The organism is Streptococcus sp. NLAE-zl-C503, assembly GCF_900104285.1.
Lineage (GTDB): Bacteria > Bacillota > Bacilli > Lactobacillales > Streptococcaceae > Streptococcus.
The window spans coordinates 14650-38576 of record NZ_FNJT01000008.1; the positions used below are offsets into that span (position 1 = coordinate 14650).

Below are 23927 nucleotides of genomic sequence, written 5' to 3' on the forward strand. Positions count from 1 at the left end.
ATTGTATCACAAACTTGGGCAATAGCCTAGTGGAATAGGGAAGAAAGTGGCTATTTTATTGAAAGTTTTCCTTTTATGGTATAATAAAGAAAGTGAGGACATTCATGAAAAAAAGAAACAGTGAATTAAAAACAAAGTTGCTGCATTTTTTCCAGCAACTAACTGCCAAATGGAAGAAAAAACAAGCAAGTAAAAAGACTGATAAGAAAGTGGCTTCTTCTGACAATGTCAGAAGGGCGGGGTCTATTTTGGCTAAGATTTTGAGTGGGTTTAAAATAGTCTTTAACACTCTCTTTATCTTAGGTTTTATCGGTGGACTGTTTGGCGCTGGTGTGGCTATGGGTTATGGAGTCGCTCTATTTGACAAGGCTCAGGTTCCTCAAGCAGAAGAGTTGGTTAAACAAGTAAAGGATATTGCCTCTATCTCAGAAATCACCTATTCTGACGGGAGTACCATTGCCTCGATCGAGGGCGATTTGTTGCGCACTTCAGTTGCTTCGGATGCTATCTCAGACAACCTTAAGAAAGCTATTGTTGCGACAGAGGATGAGCATTTCAATGAGCACAAGGGAGTTGTACCTAAGGCCGTTATTCGTGCGACCTTGGGAACCTTTGTCGGTCTAGGGTCGTCCAGTGGTGGTTCGACCTTGACCCAGCAGGTCATCAAGCAACAGGTGGTAGGGGATGCTCCGACCTTGGCTCGTAAGGCGACAGAAATCGTAGATGCTCTTGCCTTGGAGCGTGTCATGAGCAAGGAAGAAATTCTGACAACCTATCTGAATATTGCTCCTTTCGGTCGCAATCACAAAGGTCAAAATATTGCAGGTGCCCAGCAAGCTGCAGAAGGAATTTTCGGTGTTAATGCTTCAGATTTGACGATACCTCAAGCGGCCTTTATCGCAGGCTTACCACAGAGTCCGATTAGTTATTCCCCTTATGAATCTGATGGCAGTATGAAGAGTGATGAGGATATGGCTTTGGGTATCAAGCGTGCCAAGGATGTCCTCTACAATATGTACCGGACAGGTGCTCTGAGCCAGGAAGATTACGACAAGTACAAGGATTATGACTTTAAGCAAGACTTCCTACCATCAGGTAGTGTCAACGGAAGCTCACGCGACTATCTTTACTTTGCAACCTTGGCAGAAGCTACCGATCGGATGTATGATTATCTAGTTGAGAGGGACCACGTCTCTGCTCAAGAGTTAAAGAATGAGTCCATCCAGAAGGCTTATCATGACCTAGCAACCAAGGAAATTGAGAATGGTGGGTATAAGATTACGACAACTATTAATAAAAATGTTCATGCTGCGATGCAAAATGCGGTTGCGACCTACGGATATCTGCTGGATGATTCGACAGGCCAGCCTGAAGTAGGGAATGTCCTCATGGACAACCAAACGGGAGCCATTCTTGGCTTTGTTGGTGGTCGTAATTATCAAGAAAATCAGAACAATCATGCCATTGACACCAAACGTTCTCCAGCTTCAACCACCAAGCCTATACTGGCCTATGGTATCGCGATTGACCAAGGTTTGATGGGAAGTGCAAGTATCTTGTCTAACTATCCGACAAACTTTTCAAATGGTAATCCCATCATGTACGTCAATAGTCCTGGTACGGGGATGATGACCTTGGGAGAAGCCCTCAACTATTCATGGAACATCCCAGCCTACTGGACTTATCGTACGCTTCGAGAGAAGGGCGTTGATGTCAAGGGTTATATGGAAAAAATGGGGTATGAAATCCCAGAATATGGTATCGAAAGTTTACCGATGGGTGGGGGGATTGATGTTACAGTCGCCCAGCATACCAATGGTTATCAGACCTTGGCTAATAATGGGGTCTACCACAAGAAACATATGATTTCCAAGATTGAATCGACGACGGGACAAGTGATTTATGAGCATAAAAGTCAACCTGTCCAAGTTTATTCAAAAGCGACAGCGACCATCATGCAGAGTTTGCTTCGCGAGGTGATCTCATCTCGAGTTACGTCAAGCTTTCAGACTGATTTGGCCTCTATCAATCCAAGTCTGGCTCGTGCTGACTGGATTGGAAAGACTGGTACGACCAATGAAGATGAAAATATGTGGCTCATGCTTTCTACGCCACGCTTGACTCTAGGGGGCTGGTTAGGTCATGATGACAACCGACCACTAGCCAAAGGAGCAGGCCACTACCGCAATGCCAACTATATGGCCCACTTGGTCAATGCTATTCAGCAAGCTGACCCTGGCATTTGGGGGAATGAGCGCTTTAGTCTAGACCCAAGCGTGACCAAGTCTCAAGTCCTCAAATCGACAGGAGAGAAACCTGGCAAGGTCACAATCAATGGCAAAGAAGTCACCGTTTCAGGTTCTACAGTAACGAGCTATTGGGCTACTAAAGAAGGGGCGCCAGTAACCACTTACCGCTTTGCTATCGGAGGGAGCGATGCAGATTATCAAAATGCTTGGAAGAGCATTTTAGGAAGTTTACCCACTCTTCCTACCCCAACTCTCCCAAGTTCAAGTGGTAGTTCGGGAACAAGCTCATCAACTCGCTCAAATCAATCAAATCGATAGAATAAAAAAGTAGCAAGTTTCATTTAATATTATGTTTCGTGCTACTTTTTTCTTTTTTCATTTCGTGTTACAATAGGAGAATGAATAAGTATCAAAAGAAGATTTTTAAGGGAACTCTATATTCACTGTTGTCAGGTCTAATCTGGGGGATTTGTGGTATTTTAGGAGAATATTTTTTCGCTCATTATCAGGTGTCGTCTGGCTGGATCACTTCCATGCGTTTGCTTTTGGCGGGTAGCTTGGTCTTGTTTTTATCTGCCTTTCAGTTGCGCTTTCAACTATTGGATATTTGGCGAAATAAGAAAAACTATCTGCCTTTTTTAGCCTACGCTATTCTGGGGATTTTTTCTGTACAGTTTTTCTTCTATCTCTGTGTTGAATATTCAAATGCGACGACAGCAACGATTTTGCAATTTATCAGTCCAGTTTTTATCTTGTTTTACAATCGCATTGTCTACCAGAAGAAGGCTTCTATCACAGCGATTCTCTATGTTTTGATTGCCATGTTAGGTGTTTTTTTGATGGCTACAAAAGGGGATTTATCCAAGCTATCAATGACACCTCTGGCTTTGGTGACAGGGCTACTCAGTGCTGTAGGGGTCATGTTCAACGTTATTCTGCCTCAACGTTTTGCACGTGACTATGGTTTTGTGCCAACTGTTGGTTGGGGGATGTTGCTAGCAGGTGTTTTTAGCAATTTTCTTTATCCTGTTCATCAGATTACCTTTCAACTTGATGTGACGAGCCTTTTGATTTGTTTTACTATTGCTGTGTTTGGAACGGCTTTTGCTTTCTTCCTTTCGATGAAGGCTGTGCTACTCGTCTCACCGTTAGTTGTGTCAGTTGTGAGTGCCAGTGAACCTTTATCTTCCGCATTGTTAAGTGTGCTATTTCTAGGTATGGTTTTGGATGGTTTTCTAGCTTTGGCTATGATTTTGATTATCGTTCCAATGGTTTTCTTATCAATTGAGGAAACGAAGGAAAGGTAAAATGTTCTGTTCGAGTGCTTAAGGCTTCAAATTTGAAGCCTTTTTTGGTAGAATAGGTATCATTATAATGAATCAGGAGGCGCCTATGACTGCCACAAAAATGAATGCCCAAGAAATCATTCAATTTATCGCCAATGCGGAAAAGAAAACCAGTGTTAAAGTAACCTTTGAGGGAGAACTCGCATCTGCTCTACCTAGCTCTGTTGTCAAACTAGGGAATGTTCTATTTGGAGACTGGAAGGACGTCGCTCCGCTTCTCGAAGGTTTGGTAGAAAATCAAGACTATGTTGTCGAACAAGATGCTCGTAATTCGGCGGTTCCCTTGCTAGACAAACGTGCTATCAACGCTCGTATCGAGCCAGGTGCTATTATCCGTGACCAGGTGGAAATTGGTGACAATGCTGTTATCATGATGGGAGCTGTTATCAATATCGGTGCTGAAATCGGTGCTGGAACCATGATTGATATGGGTGCTATTCTTGGTGGCCGTGCCATCGTTGGGAAAAACAGCCACGTTGGTGCCGGTGCAGTTTTGGCGGGTGTGATTGAGCCAGCTAGTTCCGATCCAGTCCGTGTTGGAGACAATGTTCTCATCGGAGCCAATGCAGTGGTTATCGAAGGAGTCCAAATCGGTAGTGGTTCAGTTGTCGCTGCAGGAGCTATCGTGACTCAAGATGTCCCAGAAAATGTGGTAGTGGCAGGTGTTCCAGCTCGCATTATCAAAGAGATTGATGCCCAAACCCAACAAAAAACAGCGCTAGAGGATGCGCTTCGTACCTTGTAATGGTAAAAGTAAAAAAGAGGCGGAACCCTTTTTCCAGCCTCTTTCTGCTATATAGGAGGACAGATAGATGTTAGATTTGATTCAGACCAGACGAGATTTGCACCAGATTCCAGAGATTGGCTTGGAGGAGTTCAAGACTCAGGCTTATTTGCTGGATGTGATTGAGAAATTGACTACGGGCAAGAATTTTGTTCAAGTTCGTACTTGGCGGACAGGGATTTTGGTCTATTTGCAGGGAAGCCAGCCGAAGAAGACTATTGGTTGGAGGACAGATATTGATGGTCTGCCTATCGTCGAACAAACAGGACTGCCTTTCGCCTCTCAACACCAAGGTCGCATGCATGCCTGTGGCCATGATTTTCACATGACTATTGCCTTGGGCTGTTTAGAGCGCGCCCTTGAGGAGCAACCCAAGAATAATTTGCTCTTCCTATTTCAGCCTGCTGAAGAAAATGAAGCCGGTGGTATGCTCATGTATGAGGATGGTGCTTTTGGAGATTGGTTGCCAGACCAGTTTTATGGTCTCCATGTTCGTCCGGATCTGAAAGTCGGCCAGATTGCGACCAATACTCACACGCTCTTTGCTGGGACTTGCGAGGTTAAGATCCGTTTCAAAGGGAAAGGGGGACACGCAGCCTTTCCGCATGAGGCCAATGATGCCTTGGTGGCTGCTAGTTACTTTGTGACCCAGGTGCAGTCAGTTGTCAGCCGCAATGTCAATCCAATCGAGGGAGCGGTGGTGACCTTTGGCCTTTTCCAAGCTGGAACAACCAACAATGTCATTACAGACACAGCATTTTTACACGGAACTATTCGGGCCTTGACTCAGGACATGAGCCTCTTGGTACAAAAAAGAGTCAAGACAGTCGCAGAAGGGGTTGCAGCAGCCTTTGATATGGAAGTCGAAGTAGAACTCAAGCAAGGAGGCTACCTACCTGTTGAGAATAATCCAGCCTTGGCGCGTGAACTGATGGACTTTTTTGAAGAGAAAGACGGAATCGAGTTGATTGATATCGAGCCTGCTATGACAGGTGAGGACTTTGGTTACCTCCTTTCGAAGGTTGATGGGGTTATGTTCTGGCTGGGTATCGATAGTCCCTACGCCCTTCATCATCCTCAGATGAGCCCTAAAGAAGAGACCTTAGCCATCGGGGTGGAAGCAGTCTCTAGCTTTCTTCAAAAGAAGGCGGCGGAGTAGAGGAATTGTCTATGAAATCGAAATTACGTAAGCAAGTCTTGCAAGAAATGAAGGCTGTTCCTCAGAAGCAAAAAATTGCTATGGATCGAGCCTTAACAGAACGATTTTTGAATCATCCTGTTTACCAAGAAGCCAAAGCCATCGCAACCTATCTCTCTTTCACTCATGAATTTCAAACGCAGGGACTGATTGACCAGGCGCTGAAGGACGGCAAAAAGGTTTTGATACCCAAAACCTATTCCAAGGGGCGCATGGAGTTTGTGGTCTACGATCCGCAGCAGTTGAAAAAAACTTCCTTTGGTTTACTGGAGCCCCAAGGGGACTTGGAAGTGGTGGATGCCTCTCAGATTGATTTAATTCATGTTCCAGGGTTGGCTTTTACGAAAGAGGGCTATCGGATCGGATATGGCGGAGGCTACTACGACCGCTATTTGGAGAATTTTGCTGGTCAGACCATGAGCACAATCTATCCTTGTCAAGTTCAAGAATTTAACTCGGAAGACCACGATATTCCCGTCCAGGAGGTGCTAATCTATGAAGGAAATCTTTGATAAACGTTACCCTGTTACTAGTCTTTTTCTCCTAATGACAGCTTTGGTATTTCTCTTGATGTTGATTACTACGGGTATCAACTTTGATCAGACAAAAACTCTGTTTCAGTTTGGAGCTATGTATGGACCGATCATTCGCCTGTTCCCAGAGCAGATATGGCGCCTTTTTTCGGCTATATTTGTGCATATTGGTTGGGAACATTTCATTGTCAATATGATTTCACTCTACTTTCTTGGGCGACAGGTGGAGGAGATTTTCGGCTCTAAGCAATTTTTCCTTCTTTATCTCTTATCAGGAATGATGGGCAATCTCTTTGTGTTTGCTTTCACACCGAAAGTCCTAGCAGCAGGAGCATCCACCTCTCTCTATGGATTATTTGCTGCGATTATCGTTTTGCGCTATGCGACTCGCAGCCCCTATATCCAGCAGTTAGGGCAATCCTACCTGACGCTTTTCGTGATAAATATCATTGGAAGTATTCTGATTCCAGGAATCAGCCTAGCAGGGCATATTGGTGGCGCAGTAGGTGGTGCCTTTCTAGCAGTCATCTTTCCAGTTAAATGGGAGAGAAAGATGTATAGTACCAGCCAGCGAATCGGAGCAACCGTACTTTTTGTCGCACTTGCCATTTTCCTTTTCTACAAAGGGATGAGTTATGTGTAGGGATGGAATAGTTAAAAAGCTACTCAAAAAATGAGTAGCTTTTTATGTGAATTTGAACCATTCGAAACAACACAGCGAGTTAAAATAAGGCTTTGTCCGTACACAACTTGAAAAAGTGAGCACCGATTCGGTGTTTTTTACTTTATTATACTAACTTAGTATACTCCTATTTTTATAAAAAGCAAACAGAAGTATAGTGCTTTCACAAAATTTGGCAAATAATTAGAGATAAGTGTGGGAACTGCTCGACCTATCGATTCTTTTCTTCGATGATAGGCAAAGTACAGGGGTGAGATGAGTGCAAATAAAAAAAGAATCAGGATAGTCAACCACCCTAGTTCTTCTTTTGTTATAGATTATTTTTTTAATTTCTCTCCAGCTAACTCTTTTCCGAGTTGGATGAGGTAGTCTTTCAAGTCGTCTTTGACTTGTGGGTGTCTCAGAGCGTAGTCGATGGATGTTTTCATAAAGCCAAACTTGTCTCCGACATCGTAACGAGCTCCCTTGAACTCACGAGCAAATACACGTTGTGTTTTATTGAGGGTATCGATTGCATCTGTCAGCTGAATTTCATTTCCTGCACCTGGAGCTTGGTTTTCGAGGATTTGGAAAATTTCAGGCGTGAGGAGGTAGCGTCCAATAATAGCAAGGTCGCTAGGAGCGTCCTCTGGAGCAGGTTTTTCAACAAAGGTTTCAACACTGTAAAGGCCGTTTTTCCCTTCGCCTTGCGGAGCAATAACCCCATAGGCAGATACTTCATCGTGAGGGACAGGCATGACAGCGATAGTAGACGCGTGGGTACGTTCATAGTCATCCATGAGTTGTTTGGTGAGCGGAACAGCCTTTTCATTAGTGATATCCATCAAGTCATCCCCAAGCATCACGACAAAAGGTTCATTTCCGACGAAAGCCTTGGCTTGCAAAACAGCATCTCCGAGACCGCGTGGATGAGTTTGGCGGATAAAATGCAGACGCATGCCAGTTGTTTCATCAACTAGCTTCAAAAGATCCGTTTTCCCTTTTTCTTTGAGGTTGTATTCCAATTCGAAGTTTGAGTCGAAGTGGTCCTCAATGGAACGTTTTGACTTACCAGTAACAACCAAGATATCTTCGATTCCAGATTTGAGGGCTTCTTCAACGATAAATTGGATGGTTGGTTTATCTACGATTGGCAACATTTCCTTGGCTAAGGCCTTAGTTGCAGGGAGGAAACGAGTTCCCAATCCAGCTGCAGGGATGACTGCTTTTCTGACTTTTTGTTTCATAATGTTCCTTTCTATAAGGGTCTAAGACCATTCGTTTTCTGCTTTAAATTCGTTGTTCATGATGTCATTGATTGCTTCTTTGATATTGACACCTTCATAGATAACTCGATAAATGGCTTGTGTGATTGGCATGTAGACACCCAATTCCTGAGCCAGTTCGTAAGCTGCTCGAGTCGTTGAAATTCCTTCAATGACCATGCCCATGTTGGCTTCGATGTCTGCGAGGGATTCTCCACGACCGAGAGCGTCACCTGCCCTCCAGTTACGAGAGTGGACAGATGTCCCCGTTACGATCAAATCACCAACTCCAGAAAGACCGCTATAAGTCAGAGGATTAGCTCCAAGAGCGACACCTAGACGGGTGATTTCTGCCAAGCCACGGGCGATGATGGCTGCCTTGGCATTGTCGCCAAACCCTAGACCATGTAATGCACCCGCACCAACTGCAATGATGTTTTTAAGAGCACCAGCGGTTTCAACCCCGATAACATCCGTATTGGTATAGAGGCGGAAGTAGTGATTGCTGAAGAGATTTTGGACGTACTGGGCAGTTTCAAGATCTTTGGAGGCCGCAGTAATCAAGGTGATGTCGCGGACAATCGTTTCCTCAGCGTGGCTAGGTCCTGAAACAACGACGACTTCACTACGAAGGTCAGCTGGGATTTCCTCTTCAAGAATAGTTGATAGACGTTTGTGGCTATCTGGTTCCAAGCCTTTGGAGGCATGCATGATGACAACCTTGTGATCAAGTACCTTTGCTACTTGTTGGGCAACCAGTCTCGTTACTTTTGTTGGGACAACAAATAAAACAGCATCCACATCCTTTAATGTTTCTTTCAAGTCATGGTAGGCCTTGATGTTTTCGTCGAGTAGGATGTCTTTAAAGTAGCGTTTGTTTGTATGTTGGTTATTGATTTCATCGATCTGGTCAGAAATATTTCCCCAAATCCGAACCTCGTGTCCATTGTCGTTTAGGACCTGCGAAAGGGCAGTTCCCCAAGAACCAGGACCCAAGACAGCGATGGTTTGTTTCTTCATCTTTTCCTCCTTGTAAGAGTTCTTCCTTTCATTTTATCATAAAAAGCCTTTTCATGCATTACTTGAGAGTGAAAGCGCACCAATTTATAATAAGAAAACGCCTTTGACAAGATTCCTCTTTTTTGCTAGAATAGCATCAACATGAAAGAATGAGAGGAGCTGGCGAATTTCGTCACTCCCTTTTGTCTATCTGATTAGGAGGAAGTATGCTGATTGAAAAAATTAAAGCCTATAAATGGCAAGCCTTGGCATCCTTTGTTATGACAGGCTTGATGGTTGCGAGCTCGCTCTTGCAACCTCGCTATTTGCAGGAGGTTTTAGATGCTCTACTGGCTGGCCGACATGAGGCTATTTATAGTATTGGCGCCTGGTTGATAGGAGTAGCCCTCGTGGGTCTGGTTGCAGGTGGTGTCAATGTTATTCTTGCAGCCTATATCGCTCAGGGAGTATCTTCGGATCTTCGGGAAGATGCTTTTCGTAAGATCCAAACCTTTTCTTATGCCAATATTGAGCGGTTTAATGCTGGGAATCTGGTTGTCCGCATGACCAATGATATCAACCAAATTCAGAACATGGTGATGATGGTTTTTCAAATCCTTTTCCGTCTTCCTTTGCTTTTTATTGGTTCCTTTATCTTAGCGGTTCACACCCTGCCTTCGCTTTGGTGGGTAATTGTCCTTATGGTAGTGCTGATTTTTGCGCTTACAGGTATCATGATGGGGATGATGGGGCCGCGCTTCGCCAAGTTTCAAACCCTTCTTGAACGAATTAATGCCATCGCCAAGGAAAATCTACGTGGTGTGCGTGTGGTCAAATCCTTTGTGCAGGAAAAAGAGCAATTTGACAAGTTTACTGAGGTCTCAGATGAACTTCTGGGACAAAATATTTATATTGGCTATGCCTTTTCAGTAGTGGAACCTTTTATGATGCTCATTGGGTACGGAGCGGTTTTCCTCTCCATCTGGTTGGTTGCGGGAATGGCTCAGTCGGATCCGTCAGTCGTTGGTTCTATTGCTTCCTTTGTTAACTATCTCAGTCAAATTATCTTTACAATCGTCATGGTTGGATTTTTAGGGAATTCTGTCAGTCGGGCTATGATTTCGATGATGCGTATCCGTGAGGTTCTAGATACCGAGCCAGCGATGACTTTTAAGGATCTTCCAGATGAGGATCTAGAAGGAAGTCTCTCTTTTGAAAATGTAACCTTCACCTATCCCAATGACGACGAGCCTATGCTGAAGAATGTAAGCTTTGATATTGCGCCTGGTCAGATGGTGGGTGTGGTTGGAGCGACTGGAGCAGGGAAGTCCACTCTAGCTCAGTTAATTCCACGACTTTTTGATCCACAGGAGGGATCTATCAAGATTGGTGGCAAGGATATTCGAGACGTCAGCGAGGGAACCTTACGTAAAACAGTTTCCATTGTCTTGCAACGTGCTATTCTCTTTAGCGGAACCATTGCAGATAATCTTCGTCAAGGAAAAGGAAATGCCAGCGTGTCAGAAATGGAACGTGCAGCACGAATTGCTCAAGCCAGCGAATTTATCGGGCGTATGGAAAACAAATTTGAGAGTCAGGTCGAAGAACGTGGCACCAACTTTTCTGGTGGACAAAAGCAACGGATGTCCATTGCCCGTGGGATTGTCAGCAATCCCCGTATCCTGATTTTTGACGATTCGACTTCAGCCCTAGATGCCAAGTCAGAAAGACTCGTGCAGGAAGCTTTGAATAAAGATCTGAAAGGGACAACAACTATTATCATCGCTCAAAAGATCAGTTCAGTCGTCCATGCGGACAAGATTTTGGTCTTGGATCAAGGGCGTTTGATTGGAGAAGGACGGCATGCAGACTTGGTAGCTAACAATGCCGTCTACCGCGAAATCTACGAAACACAAAAGGGAAAGGAGGAATAAAATGAAAACCGTTCGATTTTTCTGGAATTATTTTAAAGTTTACAAGTTCTCCTTTGTCATTGTGATTCTGATGGTTGCAGTTGCGACGATTGCCCAATCCCTCTTTCCTGTTTTTTCAGGTCAAGCAGTGACGGAGCTCGCTAACCTAGTGCTGGCTTATCAAAATGGAACTTCCGAACTAGCCTGGCAGAGTTTATCAGCTCTGATGCTGAATCTAGCTCTGGTTGTCCTTGCCTTAGTGGTATCCAGTTTGATTTACATGACCTTGATGACCCGTGTGATTGCTGAGTCAACAAATGAGATGCGTAAGGGCCTCTTTGGCAAACTGTCTCGTTTAACGGTTTCTTTCTTTGACCGCCATCAGGATGGTGACATCCTCTCTCGCTTTACGAGTGACTTGGATAACATCCTTCAAGCCTTCAATGAAAGCTTAGTTCAGGTTATGAGCAATATTGCTCTTTACATCGGTTTGATTTTTGTCATGTTTTCAAGAAATGTGACACTATCCCTGATAACAGTAGCCAGCACCCCAGTGGCCTTTCTCATGTTGGTCTTCATTGTGAAAATGGCCCGTAAGTACACTAATCTCCAGCAAAAAGAGGTAGGGAAACTCAACGCCTACATGGACGAGAGTATTTCTGGACAGAAAGCTGTTATCGTACAAGGAATTCAAGATGACATCGTAGCAGGCTTTGTGGAGCAAAATGAGCGCGTGCGCAAGGCAACCTTTAAAGGGAGAATGTTCTCAGGCATCCTCTTTCCTGTTATGAATGGGATGAGCCTGGTCAATACAGCTATCGTCATTTTTGCAGGTTCAGCTGTCTTGCTGAACGATCCAAGTATCGAAACAACGACGGCCCTAGGTTTGATTGTCATGTTTACCCAATTTTCTCAGCAGTACTACCAGCCGATTATCCAGGTGGCTGCTAGCTGGGGGAGTCTCCAGTTGGCCTTTACTGGGGCAGATCGTATCCAAGAAATGTTCGATGCAGAAGAAGAGATTCGCCCGCAAAATGCACCTGCCTTTACGGAATTGCGAGAAGGTGTTGAAATCAGTCATGTTGATTTTTCTTATGTGCCTGACAAGCCGATTTTGAAAGATGTTAGCATTTCTGCTCCTAAGGGGCAGATGATAGCAGTTGTCGGCCCGACTGGTTCGGGGAAAACAACCATCATGAACTTAATCAATCGTTTTTATGATGTGGATGCAGGTAGTATCAGTTTAGATGGAACAGATATTCGCGAGTTTGATTTAGACAGTTTGCGAAGTAAGGTAGGAATTGTCCTACAGGACTCTGTTTTATTTAGCGGAACTATTCGTGACAATATTCGATTCGGTGTACCGGATGCTAGTCAGGAGATGGTAGAAGCAGCTGCCAAGGCAACTCATATTCATGACTATATCGAAAGCCTACCAGATAAGTACGATACTCTGATTAATGATGATCAGAGCGTATTCTCAACCGGTCAGAAGCAGTTGATTTCTATTGCTCGTACCTTGATGACAGATCCTCAGGTCTTAATTTTGGATGAGGCAACATCAAACGTGGATACTGTAACAGAGAGCAAGATTCAAAATGCCATGGAGGCAATTGTAGCAGGAAGAACTAGTTTTGTGATTGCCCATCGCTTGAAAACTATTCTCAATGCCGATCAGATCATTGTCCTTAAGGATGGTGAGGTTATTGAACAAGGAAATCATCACGAATTGCTCAAGCTTGGAGGCTTTTACTCCGAACTGTACCATAATCAATTTGTCTTTGAATAATACTCTTCGAACATCTCTTCAAACCACGTCGGCGTCCCCTTGCAGTATATGTGTTACTGACTTCGTCAGTTCTATCCACAACCTCAAAACTGTGTTTTGAGCAACCTGCGGCTAGCTTCCTAGTTTGCTCTTTGATTTTCATTGAGTATAAGCAAAAAGTTGTCCTAATTTTGGGCAACTTTTTCTGATAAAAAAATTTTATCACGGACTTAAAAAATACATATTAGACAGGAGTGGGGAAGGATGATAAGATAAGATTATCAATAGAAAAGGAAAGGAAGTCAGTGATGGCAAGAACAGTTGTTGGAGTAGCGGCAAACCTATGTCCTGTGGACGCAGAAGGAAAAAATATTCATTCATCAGTCTCTTGTAAATTTGCTGAGAGTATTCGTCAGGTTGGCGGACTTCCTTTGGTCATTCCGGTTGGTGATGAGTCGGTGGTCCATGACTATGTAGAAATGATTGATAAGCTCATCTTGACTGGGGGACAAAATGTTCATCCTCAGTTTTATGGTGAGGAAAAAACAATTGATAGCGACGACTATAACCTAGCTCGCGACGAGTTTGAGCTAGCTCTTCTACAAGAAGCCTTGCGTCAGAACAAACCAATCTTAGCCATTTGCCGTGGCGTTCAGCTTGTCAATGTTGCCTTTGGTGGGACACTCAATCAGGATATTGAAGGTCATTGGCAAGGTCTACCTTTTGGGACTTCACATTCTATTGAGACAGTGGATGGCAGTGTAGTGTCTAAATTATTTGGTAAAGAAAGTCAGGTTAATTCAGTGCATCGTCAGAGCATTAAAGATTTGGCACCTAATTTCCGTGTGACGGCTGTGGATCCTCGCGACCAAACGATTGAGGCAATCGAATCCATTGACGAACACCGTATTATTGGTCTCCAGTGGCATCCAGAATTCTTGGTCAATGAAGAAGATGGCAACTTAGAATTATTTGAGTATTTATTGAATGAATTATAACGACTGGAAACCTAGTCGTTTTTTTGTCTTATTTCGTTCAAATTTTAATATTGTAACATTTTTTACGCAAATGTTTAAATTATGATAAAATTTGGAAAAATTCAGTATAAAAACTTGAAAAAATCTAAGGTAAGGGTTATGATAGAAGAGAAGAAATTTTGGAGGAATATTATGTCACATATTAAATTTGATTATTCAAAAGTATTAGATAAATTTGTTGCACCACATGAACTAGATTATATGCAGCCTCAAGTGACTGCAGCAGATTCTGCTCTGCGAAATGGTACAGGTCCTGGGGCAGAAATGACTGGCTGGTTGAACTTACCTGAAGAATATGACAAAGATGAATTTGCTCGTATTCAAAAGGCTGCTGCTAAAATCCAATCTGATAGTGAGGTATTGATCGTAATCGGTATTGGTGGTTCCTATTTAGGAGCTCGTGCAGCTATTGATTTCTTGAATAATTCATTTGTAAACTTGCAAAGAAAGGAAGAACGCAAGGCACCTCAGATCCTCTATGCTGGAAACTCTATCTCTTCAAGCTATTTGGCTGATTTGGTAGACTATGTATCAGACAAAGATTTCTCAGTAAACGTGATTTCTAAATCAGGTACAACAACTGAACCGGCTATTGCTTTCCGTGTCTTCAAAGAACTCTTGGTTAAGAAGTACGGTCAAGAAGAAGCTAACCAACGTATCTACGCAACTACAGACCGCGCTAAAGGTGCAGTTAAGGTTGAAGCAGATGCTAATGGCTGGGATACTTTTGTAGTGCCTGATAGTGTAGGTGGTCGTTTTACAGTATTGACAGCAGTGGGGCTCTTGCCAATCGCAGCTGCAGGAGCTGATATCAGCAAGTTAATGGAAGGAGCAAATGCTGCTCGCAAGGCTTATGCTTCTGATAAGTTGGCTGAAAATGAAGCATATCAATATGCAGTTGTACGCAATATCTTGTACCGTAAAGGTTATCTGACAGAAGTTCTAGCTAACTATGAACCATCTCTGCAATACTTCTCTGAGTGGTGGAAGCAACTGGCTGGTGAGTCAGAAGGGAAAGACCAAAAAGGGATTTATCCAACTTCAGCTAACTTCTCAACAGACTTGCACTCTCTGGGACAATTTATCCAGGAAGGTACCCGTATCCTCTTTGAAACAGTTATCCGTGTAGATAAACCTCGCAAAAATGTGCTGATTCCTGAATTGGCAGAAGACTTGGACGGTCTTGGCTACTTGCAAGGAAAAGATGTTGACTTTGTCAATAAAAAAGCTACAGATGGAGTGCTGTTAGCACACACTGATGGTGGAGTTCCAAATATGTTTGTGACACTGCCTGAGCAAGATGAGTTCACTTTGGGCTACACTATTTACTTCTTTGAGTTGGCTATTGCTCTTTCTGGCTACCTGAATGGTATCAATCCATTTGACCAGCCTGGAGTTGAAGCTTATAAGAAAAACATGTTTGCTCTTCTTGGGAAACCAGGCTTTGAAGAGCTGGGTGCTGAGTTGAATGCACGCCTTTGATTCTCATATGCTTTGAGTTCATTTAGAATATAAAAGATCCACAAGTTCATTTCTTGTGGATTTTTAGTACAAGCCTCTTAATTAGTTTATTATTTTTTTTAAAAGTGTAAAAAAGAGTGTCTTAATTCTTTTATGAAAGCGCTGTATAATTGCCTTGTAAATAAAATTTGAGAGGTATCAAAATGAATGATTGGTTAAACATAAAAGGCAAAACAGTTCTTGTGACTGGCGCGTCATCTGGGATCGGTAAGGCAATCGTTGAAGAATTGCTGGAATTAGGAGTCAATGTAGCGAATTTTGATCTTAGCGACAACGATTTGCGTCACCCGAATCTATTATTTGTAAAAGTTGATGTAACTTCTCGCTCTGAAGTAGAAGAGGGTGTTGCCAAAATAGTTGAAAGATTTGGCAATATTGATGCGGTAGTCAATAATGCAGGGATTAATGTTCCCAGATTATTAATTGATGCAGAAAATCCTAAAGGTCCTTACGAGTTAGACGATGAAACGTTTGAAAAAGTAACAATGATTAATCAAAAAGGTTTGTATTTGGTTAGTCAGGCAGTAGGACGTATTTTAGTGAAAAATGGAAAAGGTGTAATTGTGAACATGGCTTCAGAAGCAGGCTTGGAAGGTTCTGAAGGACAAAGTGCCTATGCTGCCACAAAAGCAGCAGTCTATAGTTACACTCGTTCATGGGCAAAAGAGCTGGGTAAGCATGGTGTACGTGTGGTTGGAATTGCTCCAGGAATTATGGAAGCTACGGGACTTCGAACTCTTTCTTATGAGGAAGCTCTTGCTTATACCCGTGGAAAGACGGTAGAAGATATTCGAGCTGGTTATGCTTCAACTTCAACAACTCCTTTGGGACGAAGTGGTAAACTACGGGAAGTAGCTGACCTTGTAGCATTCTATATTTCAGACCGTTCTAGCTATATAACTGGAGTCACTACAAATATTGCCGGGGGGAAAACTCGCGGTTAAAAAAATGAAGGTGAGGAAGAGAGTTGACCATAGTAAATCGATGGTATAACATTTTAGAAAAAATGGTCTCACAGCCAACTTATTCCTTGGTAGATATGCGCTCAGAGCTGGATATTAGTATGCAAACCTTGCAAAAGAGTATCCAACAATTAAATGATGTTTTGGCTCCGAGTATCCAGATTATCTCACAAGATGATAAGTTAATGTTAGAGGTGTATGACTATACTGAGTTGGAAAGGATTTTATCTGGTAGTTTAAAACGGGAGAGTGACTTCAATTCTTCCAGTAAAAGAATTGCCTATTTACTAAAACGTTTAATTAAGTCAACCTCCCCTCTTCTTATTGACGACTTGGCTGAGGAGGCAGGTGTTAGTAGAAGTACCCTTAATAAGGATTTAAAACAAGTAAAATCTTTGGCAGAGAGTTACTCTATCACTATTTCAGGAAAGCCCAACCGTGGGCTGGAGGTCTTGGGGTCCGAGCTGAATTTGCGCTTGCTCTATATTCACCAAGTGGCCCCTTACTTTGAAGGAAAGACACTCACCGAGGCAACATCTTCTTTTCTGGAGACGCTACTCCAGGAGTATAAAATCCCGAAAGAAACAAAGGAACTCCTTCGAAAGACAATTTCAATTATGGTGGAGCGTATTTATGCATCTAGGGTGTTGAGTTGCCCTATTCCTTACTATAGGAATGATTTAACAGAGACACCTTTGGTTGAAAAATTAATCTATCATATTGAGATGACTTATAAGATTTCCCTCAGTCAGTTTGAAATAGACTTTTTGTGTTTTCCGTTTAATATCCGTTTTATTGACACTTTAAGCAAGCCGTCTTATCAATCTGAACAGCTTGCAAACATTTTTCAAGGGATTGTCAAGAAAGTCAAAGAAACAATGTTGGTTAACTTTGATGATGAAGAATTATTTGAAGAAATCAAGTCTCATCTAGGCCCCTTAATCAATCGACTGATTTTCCATGTGCAAGCTAATGATATATTCCATGGCGAGGTTCAAACTCAATATCCTTTTGCTTTTGAAATGGCGAAAATTGCTGGAGAAGAACTGTCTGCAATTTTTGGTTCTGAATTGGAATTATCTGAAATCGGATATCTGGCTTTGTATTTTGAAATGATTTTAAGAAAGCAAAACTCTGTTGTAAATGGTTCTCGCAAGCAGATAGCAGTAGTTTGCACAACAGGAAGAGGAACTGCTGCGATGATTATTCAGCAACTCAGACGAATCCTTGGAAATGATGTAGACATTACTCAGTATTCTGAAGAGGATTTTAATCTGGATTTGAATCAGGACTATTTCGCGATTTTTACGACAGTTCCTCTAAAATATAAAGATTCTAAATCTCCAGTCATTCAAGTTAATCATCTTTTTGATGATCAATGGCTGCGGGAAGAATGGCAGAGGGCCAATGCTTTTCATCAAAAAAATCTAGAAACAGTCAGCTTACGTTTTCTTCGGTTGAGTCCCCAAAAAACCTATCAGCAATACTTGCTAAATATGGTTGCAGAGTTAGAGAAACTTCAGATGATTGATGAAGGTTTTAGAAATCGGATAATTGATAGGGAGAAAAAACAATCAACCATTTTTGGTGGAGGAATTGCCTTCCCCCATACAATTAACCAGGGTTATGCAAAGACTATTTTAATGTTTGGAAAGCTAGAAGAGCCTTATCAAAAAGGAGATGATTGGATTGAATTTATCTTTCTAGTCGCCATTCCCTCAGAAATTGAAAGCAAAATGGAGAGTGAATTGCTGGAATTGTATGACGACATTTTTCGAATTGCAGGAGAGCCTTCTCTAAAAGAAGCTTTGAGGGCTGTAGAAACAGAGACAGAGTTTCTATCATTTTCTAAGAGCAAAGGAGTATTTTAATGAATTCGCTAATAATTTTCGCTGTATTTGTCATGGCAGCTTATATATTTCAAATGTTCCTCGGCTGGCAGCAACTCAAAGACTTCAATAAGACCTATACGATGCTCCGAAGACTGGGGCGCGTAGCGATTGGCAGGAAGTCCGGAAGAATCAAATCCGGTACGATTGTCATGTTCGCGGTTGATGAAAACGGTCGGGTTCTTAAAGCTAGCAAAATGCAAGGAGTCACAATCTTAGCACGTTTTCAAAATATGGACGATTATGTTGGAGAAGACATCCATTATTTTGACAAGTATAATCCTCTTGTGAGAAAAGAAAATAAGTTGATGCAATCAGCCATAGAAGATGCTAGAAAAGTCTATCTTTGGCATGAGGCAGGTATTGAGAAAGAGACAAGTTCATCTGATTCTTTTCTGGGATTCGGCTTTTATGCGAATTACTTACAATTATCTATTAAACAGTTATTTAAAAAAAATAAGAAAGGGAGTTCCTTATGAATCACATTACAAATTTTGCAGAGAGTTTTATGAAACTCTTCCAATTAGGTGGAGAAACCTTTATTAGCTGGATGACAAATATTGTACCGCTTGTCTTAATGCTATTGATTGCAATGAATACCCTTATCGCTTTCTTGGGAGAAGAGAAGGTCAATTCCCTGGCTAAGATTTCTGCCAAAAATCCTGTTAGCCGGTATATGATTTTACCTTTCATTTCAGCCTTTATGCTGGGGAATCCGATGGCAATCAGTATGGGACGTTTCTTACCAGAATATTATAAACCTAGTTTTGTAGCAGCTCAGATGCAGTTCTGCCATACTTCAAATGGTGTATTTCCGCATATCAATCCTGGGGAATTGTTTGTATGGATGGGAATTGCAACAGGAATTCAAACTTTAGGTTTAAGTCAAATGGACTTAGCCATTCGTTACATGCTTGTTGGGCTTGTCATGAACTTTGTAGGCGGTTGGGTGACCGATTTTACAACTGCTTATGTAGCAAAACAGCAAGGTGTTACCTTGAGTAAAACATTTGATTTATAGAAAGAGTGAAATTATGTCATATAAGAGTATAAAAGTTGTTAAAGGAAATGGCGGTTTCGGAGGACCTTTGGTCATTACACCTAGTGAAGCTAAGCATAAATTCATCTATATCACTGGCGGAGGAGAAAAGCCAGATATTGTGGATAAAATTGCTGATTTGACCGGTATGGAAGCTGTTAATGGGTTTAAAACTTCTATCCCAGATGAGGAAATTGCTTTAGCAATCGTGGATTGTGGCGGTACTCTTCGCTGTGGTATTTATCCTAAAAAGGGGATCCCTACAATAAATATTGTAGCTACAGGGAAAAGTGGGCCTCTAGCTCAATATATAACCGAGGAAATCTATGTGTCAGCAGTTGGCCTTAATCAAATTTCTGCTGCTAATGAAGACGAAAAAGCGACAACTGTGGTAACTGAAAAGCCAACTTACGATACTAGTAAAAAAATTACAGAGCAAAAAGCTGAAACAAGTATTGTAGCACGAATTGGGATGGGGGCTGGTAAGGTCGTTGCAACTTTCAACCAGGCTGCTCGTGAAGCCATCCAAACAATGCTCAATACAATAATTCCTTTCATGGCCTTTGTTTCCTTGCTGATTGGGGTTATTCAAGGATCCGGTGTTGGAAATTGGCTGGCAAAATTAATGGTTCCCCTAGCGGGGAACATCTGGGGACTCGTTTTAATTGGCTTTATCTGTTCCTTACCATTCCTATCTCCTTTGTTAGGTCCCGGAGCTGTTATTAGTCAGATTATTGGAACTTTAATTGGAGTCGAAATCGGAAAAGGGACTATTCCGCCCCAAATGGCTCTGCCAGCTTTATTTGCTATCAACACTCAAAACGGTTGTGATTTCATTCCTGTAGCACTCGGCCTATCTGAAGCCAAGGCTGAAACAGTTGAGGTTGGTGTCCCTTCGGTACTTTATTCACGCTTTCTCAATGGTGTTCCGCGAGTGCTAGTTGCTTGGATAGCTAGTATTGGTCTTTATCAGTAGACCTTTGATAGATGCCTGAAAACAGAGAACTATTATGTTAAACTTATCTATAAGCCTAAGTTTATGACAAATTAGAGAAAGTATGAATAGAAATCAGATGAAGAAAATTTTTGAAACTAAAGTAATTCAAGTAGGGTCTGAAGCTCAGAATATGATTCAAGATGCCAATATGCTCATTTTATTTGGAGAAGAAGCACCAGAAGATTTATCAGAGTATTGTTTTAAGATTGATAACAAAAATCTGCTAGGTTCAATACTAGAAGGTGGCAAGCTGGTGGTAGATAATCAGGAATATTCGATTAGTTCCGTAGGAAATGTAGTAGAAAAAAATTTAACTGGACTGGGACATATCACGATTTCTTTTGATGGTTCAAAAGAGGGGAGCCTTCCTGGTACACTCCATGTTGTAGCAGAGCAAGCGGTAGTAATTGAGAAAGGTTCTACTATTCAGATTTTTGAAACTGCTTAACCATAATAAAATTTCAAATCAAGCAATTTAGAAAAATAAAAGTCTAAAAAATTGATTCAGAGCCTGGACCAAAAGTCCAGGCTTCTGGGTCTAAATTAGAAAAAATAGATGACGCAGTGGTTGATTGGCAAGTCAATCAAACTAGCCAGTCAGTGCAAGGGAATTTCCAGCAGATGCATCCACAAGGGGTGCCTGAACAGAAGGAAAAGACCAAAAAGGGATTTACCCAACTTCAGCTAATTTCTCAACAGACCTACACTCATTGGGTCAATTTATCCAAGAAGGAACTCGTATCATGTTTGAAACAGTTGTCCGTGTTGACAAACCACGTAAGAACGTGATTATCCCTACTTTGGAAGAAGATCTTGATGGACTTGGTTACCTTCAGGGAAAAGACGTTGACTTCGTTAACAAAAAAGCAACTGACGGTGTTCTTCTTGCCCACACAGATGGTGACGTACCAAACATGTACGTAACTCTTCCTGAGCAAGATGCCTTCACTCTTGGTTACACAATCTACTTCTTCGAATTGGCTATCGCCCTTTCAGGTTACTTGAATGCCATCAACCCATTTGACCAACCAGGTGTTGAAGCCTACAAGCGTAACATGTTTGCCCTTCTTGGAAAACCAGGATTTGAAGAATTGAGCAAAGAGCTTAACGCACGTCTATAACAGAAGAAAAGAGTGGCTTGCCCACTCTTTTTACTCTCTTTATTCGTAGACATTGGACTCAGGCGAGACTTGTGATATAATATAGAAAGCAAAAAGGCAGACGCCTAGAGACTTTATAGGAGAAACTATGTCAAAAGATATCCGCGTACGCTACGCACCAAGTCCAACAGGACTACTACACATCGGAAATGCCCGTACAGCATTATTTAACTACCTCTACGCACGCCATCATGGTGGAACTTTTATCATCCGTATCGAGGATACTGACCGTAAGCGCCACGTCGAAGACGGTGAGCGTTCACAGCTTGAAAACCTTCGTTGGTTGGGCATGGACTGGGATGAAAGTCCAGAAACACATGAAAACTATCGCCAATCAGAGCGTTTGGAATTGTATCAGAAATACATCGACCAATTGCTAGCTGAAGGCAAGGCCTACAAATCTTACGTTACAGAAGAAGAATTGGCTGCTGAGCGCGAGCGCCAAGAAGCAGCTGGCGAAACACCTCGCTACATCAACGAATACCTTGGCATGAGCGAAGAAGAAAAAGCAGCTTACATCGCAGAACGTGAAGCAGCTGGTATCATCCCAACTGTTCGTTTGGCTGTCAATGAGTCTGGTATCTACAAATGGCATGATATGGTCAAAGGTGATATCGAGTTTGAAGGTGGCAATATCGGCGGTGACTGGGTGATTCAAAAGAAAGACGGATACCCGACTTACAACTTTGCCGTTGTCATCGATGACCATGATATGCAAATCTCTCATGTTATCCGTGGAGATGATCACATTGCCAACACCCCAAAACAGCTTATGGTTTATGAGGCTCTTGGTTGGGAAGCTCCAGAGTTCGGTCACATGACTTTGATCATCAACTCTGAAACGGGTAAAAAATTGTCTAAACGCGATACCAATACCCTTCAATTTATCGAAGATTACCGTAAGAAAGGCTATCTTCCAGAAGCTGTCTTTAACTTTATCGCCCTTCTTGGTTGGAATCCAGGTGGCGAAGATGAAATTTTCTCTCGTGAGGAATTGATTAAACTATTTGATGAAAATCGTCTCAGCAAGTCACCTGCTGCCTTTGATCAGAAGAAACTAGACTGGATGAGCAACGACTACATCAAGAGATCAGAACTTGCTACTATCTTTGAAATGGCCAAACCATACTTAGAAGAAGCAGGACGTTTGACTGACAAATCTGAAAAAATGGTAGAACTCTACAAACCACAAATGAAGTCAGTGGACGAAATCGTTCCGTTGACAGATCTTTTCTTTGCAGATTTCCCAGAGTTGACAGAGGCTGAGCGCGAGGTCATGTCAGGAGAAACCGTTCCTGTTGTTCTAGAAGCCTTCAAAGCGAAACTAGAAGCAATGACAGATGAAGAATTTGTGACGGAGAATATCTTCCCACAAATCAAAGCAGTCCAAAAGGAAACAGGTATTAAAGGAAAAAATCTCTTCATGCCGATTCGCATCGCTGTTTCTGGAGAAATGCATGGACCAGAACTTCCAGATACGATTTACCTATTAGGTCGTGAAAAATCTATCCAGCATATCGAGAACATGCTGAAAGAGATTTCTAAATAAAAAGGACTTCCGATGGATAAATGGGAAAAGATGTATGAAGAAGCACGAATACTATACAATCCCCATGAAGTTTCTGACTTTGTTTATGCTAACCATGTCGTTGCCGCGGTAGAAGCGGAAGATGGTCAGATATTCACAGGATTTTGTATGGAGGGCACTTGTGGCGTTTTTCATCTCTGTGCAGAACGAGCAGCTCTCTTCAATATGTATCAATTTTCAGGACAAACTAAAGTTAAGAAAATCCTCGCCTTTCGAGATAAACCTCCTTACGGCGAAGGATCAGGTATGTCCTGTGGCGCCTGCAGAGAATTTCTCTTAGAACTAAATGCTGAAAATAAAGAAGCAGAGTTCATGATGGACTACGAAACAAGAAAAACAATTAAGGTTGCCGAATTGATCCCTTACTGGTGGGGAGAGGAACGTGCGACTAATTGGCAAACAAAATAGAGAGAGTCAGTTAAACTGGCTCTTTTCTATTATCATAGAAAAATTTGTATAGGAGATTAAAAAAGATCTTGACAAAGAGGAAAAAGTAGGTATAATAGAAAGAGTTGAAAAGCTCAAGGTCCGTTGGTCAAGGGGTTAAGACACCGCCTTTTCACGGCGGTAACACGGGTTCGAATCCCGTACGGACTATGGGTGTATTGTGGTTAAAAAAACTTGAAAAAAGTTTAAAAAATCTGTTGACAGAGACAGATGGCTGTGATATACTAATATAGTTGTCGCTTGAGAGAGAATGAGTGACAAAGACCTTTGAAAACTGAACAAGACGAACCAATGTGCAGGGCACTATAACTGAAGTTATAGTACTGAACAATGAAAAAAACAATAAATCTGTCAGTGACAGAAATGAGTGAGAACTCAAACTTTTAATGAGAGTTTGATCCTGGCTCAGGACGAACGCTGGCGGCGTGCCTAATACATGCAAGTAGAACGCTGAAGGAGGAGCTTGCTTCTCTGGATGAGTTGCGAACGGGTGAGTAACGCGTAGGTAACCTGCCTGGTAGCGGGGGATAACTATTGGAAACGATAGCTAATACCGCATAATATTGACTAT

20 protein-coding genes, 1 tRNA gene, 1 rRNA gene and 1 pseudogene are annotated in these 23927 nt (G+C 42.2%); 21 read left to right on the forward strand and 2 right to left on the reverse strand.

Annotation, left to right across the window (positions count from 1 at the left end):
* Window positions 1–104 precede the first annotated feature (104 nt).
* From pbp1b to BLS46_RS09170, 6 genes are all read left to right on the forward strand, one after another.
* Window positions 105–2567 carry a penicillin-binding protein PBP1B gene (gene pbp1b, locus BLS46_RS09145; protein WP_093587104.1) on the forward strand — a complete coding sequence of 821 codons (2463 nt, stop codon included), beginning with the start codon at window positions 105–107 and terminating at the stop codon, window positions 2565–2567.
* Between the two features lie 80 nt (window positions 2568–2647).
* Window positions 2648–3556: a DMT family transporter gene (locus tag BLS46_RS09150; protein WP_093587106.1), complete on the forward strand. Its 909-nt coding sequence runs from the start codon at window positions 2648–2650 to the stop codon at window positions 3554–3556.
* A gap of 85 nt (window positions 3557–3641) precedes the next feature.
* A complete protein-coding gene (gene dapD, locus BLS46_RS09155) occupies window positions 3642–4340 on the forward strand; it encodes a 2,3,4,5-tetrahydropyridine-2,6-dicarboxylate N-acetyltransferase (protein ID WP_093587108.1) in 699 nt (232 codons plus the stop codon).
* 67 nt (window positions 4341–4407) lie between these two features.
* Window positions 4408–5538 carry an N-acetyldiaminopimelate deacetylase gene (locus tag BLS46_RS09160; protein ID WP_093587110.1) on the forward strand — a complete coding sequence of 377 codons (1131 nt, stop codon included), beginning with the start codon at window positions 4408–4410 and terminating at the stop codon, window positions 5536–5538.
* A gap of 11 nt (window positions 5539–5549) precedes the next feature.
* Window positions 5550–6089, forward strand: a complete 540-nt coding sequence (locus tag BLS46_RS09165; RefSeq protein WP_093587112.1) for a 5-formyltetrahydrofolate cyclo-ligase — start codon at window positions 5550–5552, stop codon at window positions 6087–6089.
* Window positions 6073–6753, forward strand: coding sequence for a rhomboid family intramembrane serine protease (locus BLS46_RS09170; RefSeq protein ID WP_093587114.1), 681 nt, complete (start codon window positions 6073–6075; stop codon window positions 6751–6753). Before BLS46_RS09165 ends, BLS46_RS09170 begins: the two co-directional genes overlap by 17 nt.
* 356 nt (window positions 6754–7109) lie before the next feature.
* On the opposite strand, the gene galU is transcribed toward BLS46_RS09170, so the two are convergent.
* Together galU and BLS46_RS09180 are read right to left on the reverse strand one after the other, a co-directional pair.
* Window positions 7110–8018 carry a UTP--glucose-1-phosphate uridylyltransferase GalU gene (galU, locus tag BLS46_RS09175; RefSeq protein WP_093587116.1) on the reverse strand — a complete coding sequence of 303 codons (909 nt, stop codon included), beginning with the start codon at window positions 8016–8018 and terminating at the stop codon, window positions 7110–7112.
* 21 nt (window positions 8019–8039) lie between these two features.
* The gene (locus BLS46_RS09180; protein WP_093587118.1) at window positions 8040–9056 is read right to left on the reverse strand and encodes an NAD(P)H-dependent glycerol-3-phosphate dehydrogenase; all 1017 of its coding nucleotides are present in this window, start codon (window positions 9054–9056) and stop codon (window positions 8040–8042) included.
* Between the two features lie 206 nt (window positions 9057–9262).
* Here BLS46_RS09180 and BLS46_RS09185 point away from each other — a divergent pair, with 206 nt between their 5' ends.
* From BLS46_RS09185 to BLS46_RS09265, 15 genes and pseudogenes are all read left to right on the forward strand, one after another.
* A complete protein-coding gene (locus BLS46_RS09185; RefSeq protein ID WP_093587120.1) occupies window positions 9263–10969 on the forward strand; it encodes an ABC transporter ATP-binding protein in 1707 nt (568 codons plus the stop codon).
* Window position 10970: 1 nt separating this feature from the next.
* Window positions 10971–12737: an ABC transporter ATP-binding protein gene (locus BLS46_RS09190; RefSeq protein WP_093587122.1), complete on the forward strand. Its 1767-nt coding sequence runs from the start codon at window positions 10971–10973 to the stop codon at window positions 12735–12737.
* Between the two features lie 287 nt (window positions 12738–13024).
* Window positions 13025–13714: a gamma-glutamyl-gamma-aminobutyrate hydrolase family protein gene (locus tag BLS46_RS09200; protein WP_093587123.1), complete on the forward strand. Its 690-nt coding sequence runs from the start codon at window positions 13025–13027 to the stop codon at window positions 13712–13714.
* A gap of 171 nt (window positions 13715–13885) precedes the next feature.
* Entirely contained in the window at window positions 13886–15235 is a 1350-nt protein-coding gene (locus tag BLS46_RS09205) for a glucose-6-phosphate isomerase (RefSeq protein WP_000018239.1), read from the forward strand.
* A 182-nt stretch (window positions 15236–15417) separates the two neighbouring features.
* Window positions 15418–16218, forward strand: a complete 801-nt coding sequence (locus tag BLS46_RS09210) for an SDR family oxidoreductase (RefSeq protein ID WP_038804195.1) — start codon at window positions 15418–15420, stop codon at window positions 16216–16218.
* Window positions 16219–16280: 62 nt separating this feature from the next.
* A complete protein-coding gene (locus BLS46_RS09215; protein WP_080981318.1) occupies window positions 16281–18107 on the forward strand; it encodes a BglG family transcription antiterminator in 1827 nt (608 codons plus the stop codon).
* A complete protein-coding gene (locus BLS46_RS09220; protein ID WP_001086645.1) occupies window positions 18107–18604 on the forward strand; it encodes a transcriptional regulator GutM in 498 nt (165 codons plus the stop codon). The genes BLS46_RS09215 and BLS46_RS09220 overlap by 1 nt, the downstream gene beginning before the upstream one ends.
* Entirely contained in the window at window positions 18601–19146 is a 546-nt protein-coding gene (locus tag BLS46_RS09225) for a PTS glucitol/sorbitol transporter subunit IIC (protein ID WP_001015684.1), read from the forward strand. The genes BLS46_RS09220 and BLS46_RS09225 overlap by 4 nt, the downstream gene beginning before the upstream one ends.
* Before the next feature lie 13 nt (window positions 19147–19159).
* Window positions 19160–20140 (forward strand): PTS glucitol/sorbitol transporter subunit IIB, encoded by a 981-nt coding sequence (locus BLS46_RS09230; protein WP_000120696.1) that lies wholly within the window; start codon window positions 19160–19162, stop codon window positions 20138–20140.
* Window positions 20141–20237: 97 nt separating this feature from the next.
* On the forward strand, window positions 20238–20609 hold the full coding sequence (locus BLS46_RS09235; RefSeq protein ID WP_049478985.1) for a PTS glucitol/sorbitol transporter subunit IIA: 372 nt from the start codon (window positions 20238–20240) through the stop codon (window positions 20607–20609).
* Between the two features lie 196 nt (window positions 20610–20805).
* Window positions 20806–21282, forward strand: a pseudogene (gene pgi, locus BLS46_RS09240) (glucose-6-phosphate isomerase); the annotation flags it as partial.
* A 127-nt stretch (window positions 21283–21409) separates the two neighbouring features.
* Window positions 21410–22870 carry a glutamate--tRNA ligase gene (gene gltX / locus BLS46_RS09245; RefSeq protein WP_093587125.1) on the forward strand — a complete coding sequence of 487 codons (1461 nt, stop codon included), beginning with the start codon at window positions 21410–21412 and terminating at the stop codon, window positions 22868–22870.
* A 12-nt stretch (window positions 22871–22882) separates the two neighbouring features.
* Complete coding sequence (locus BLS46_RS09250) at window positions 22883–23317, forward strand: cytidine deaminase family protein (RefSeq protein WP_093587127.1); 435 nt, start codon at window positions 22883–22885, stop codon at window positions 23315–23317.
* A 117-nt stretch (window positions 23318–23434) separates the two neighbouring features.
* Window positions 23435–23506, forward strand: a tRNA-Glu gene (locus BLS46_RS09255).
* A 232-nt stretch (window positions 23507–23738) separates the two neighbouring features.
* Window positions 23739–23927: ribosomal RNA gene (locus BLS46_RS09265) — 16S ribosomal RNA — on the forward strand; the annotation flags it as partial.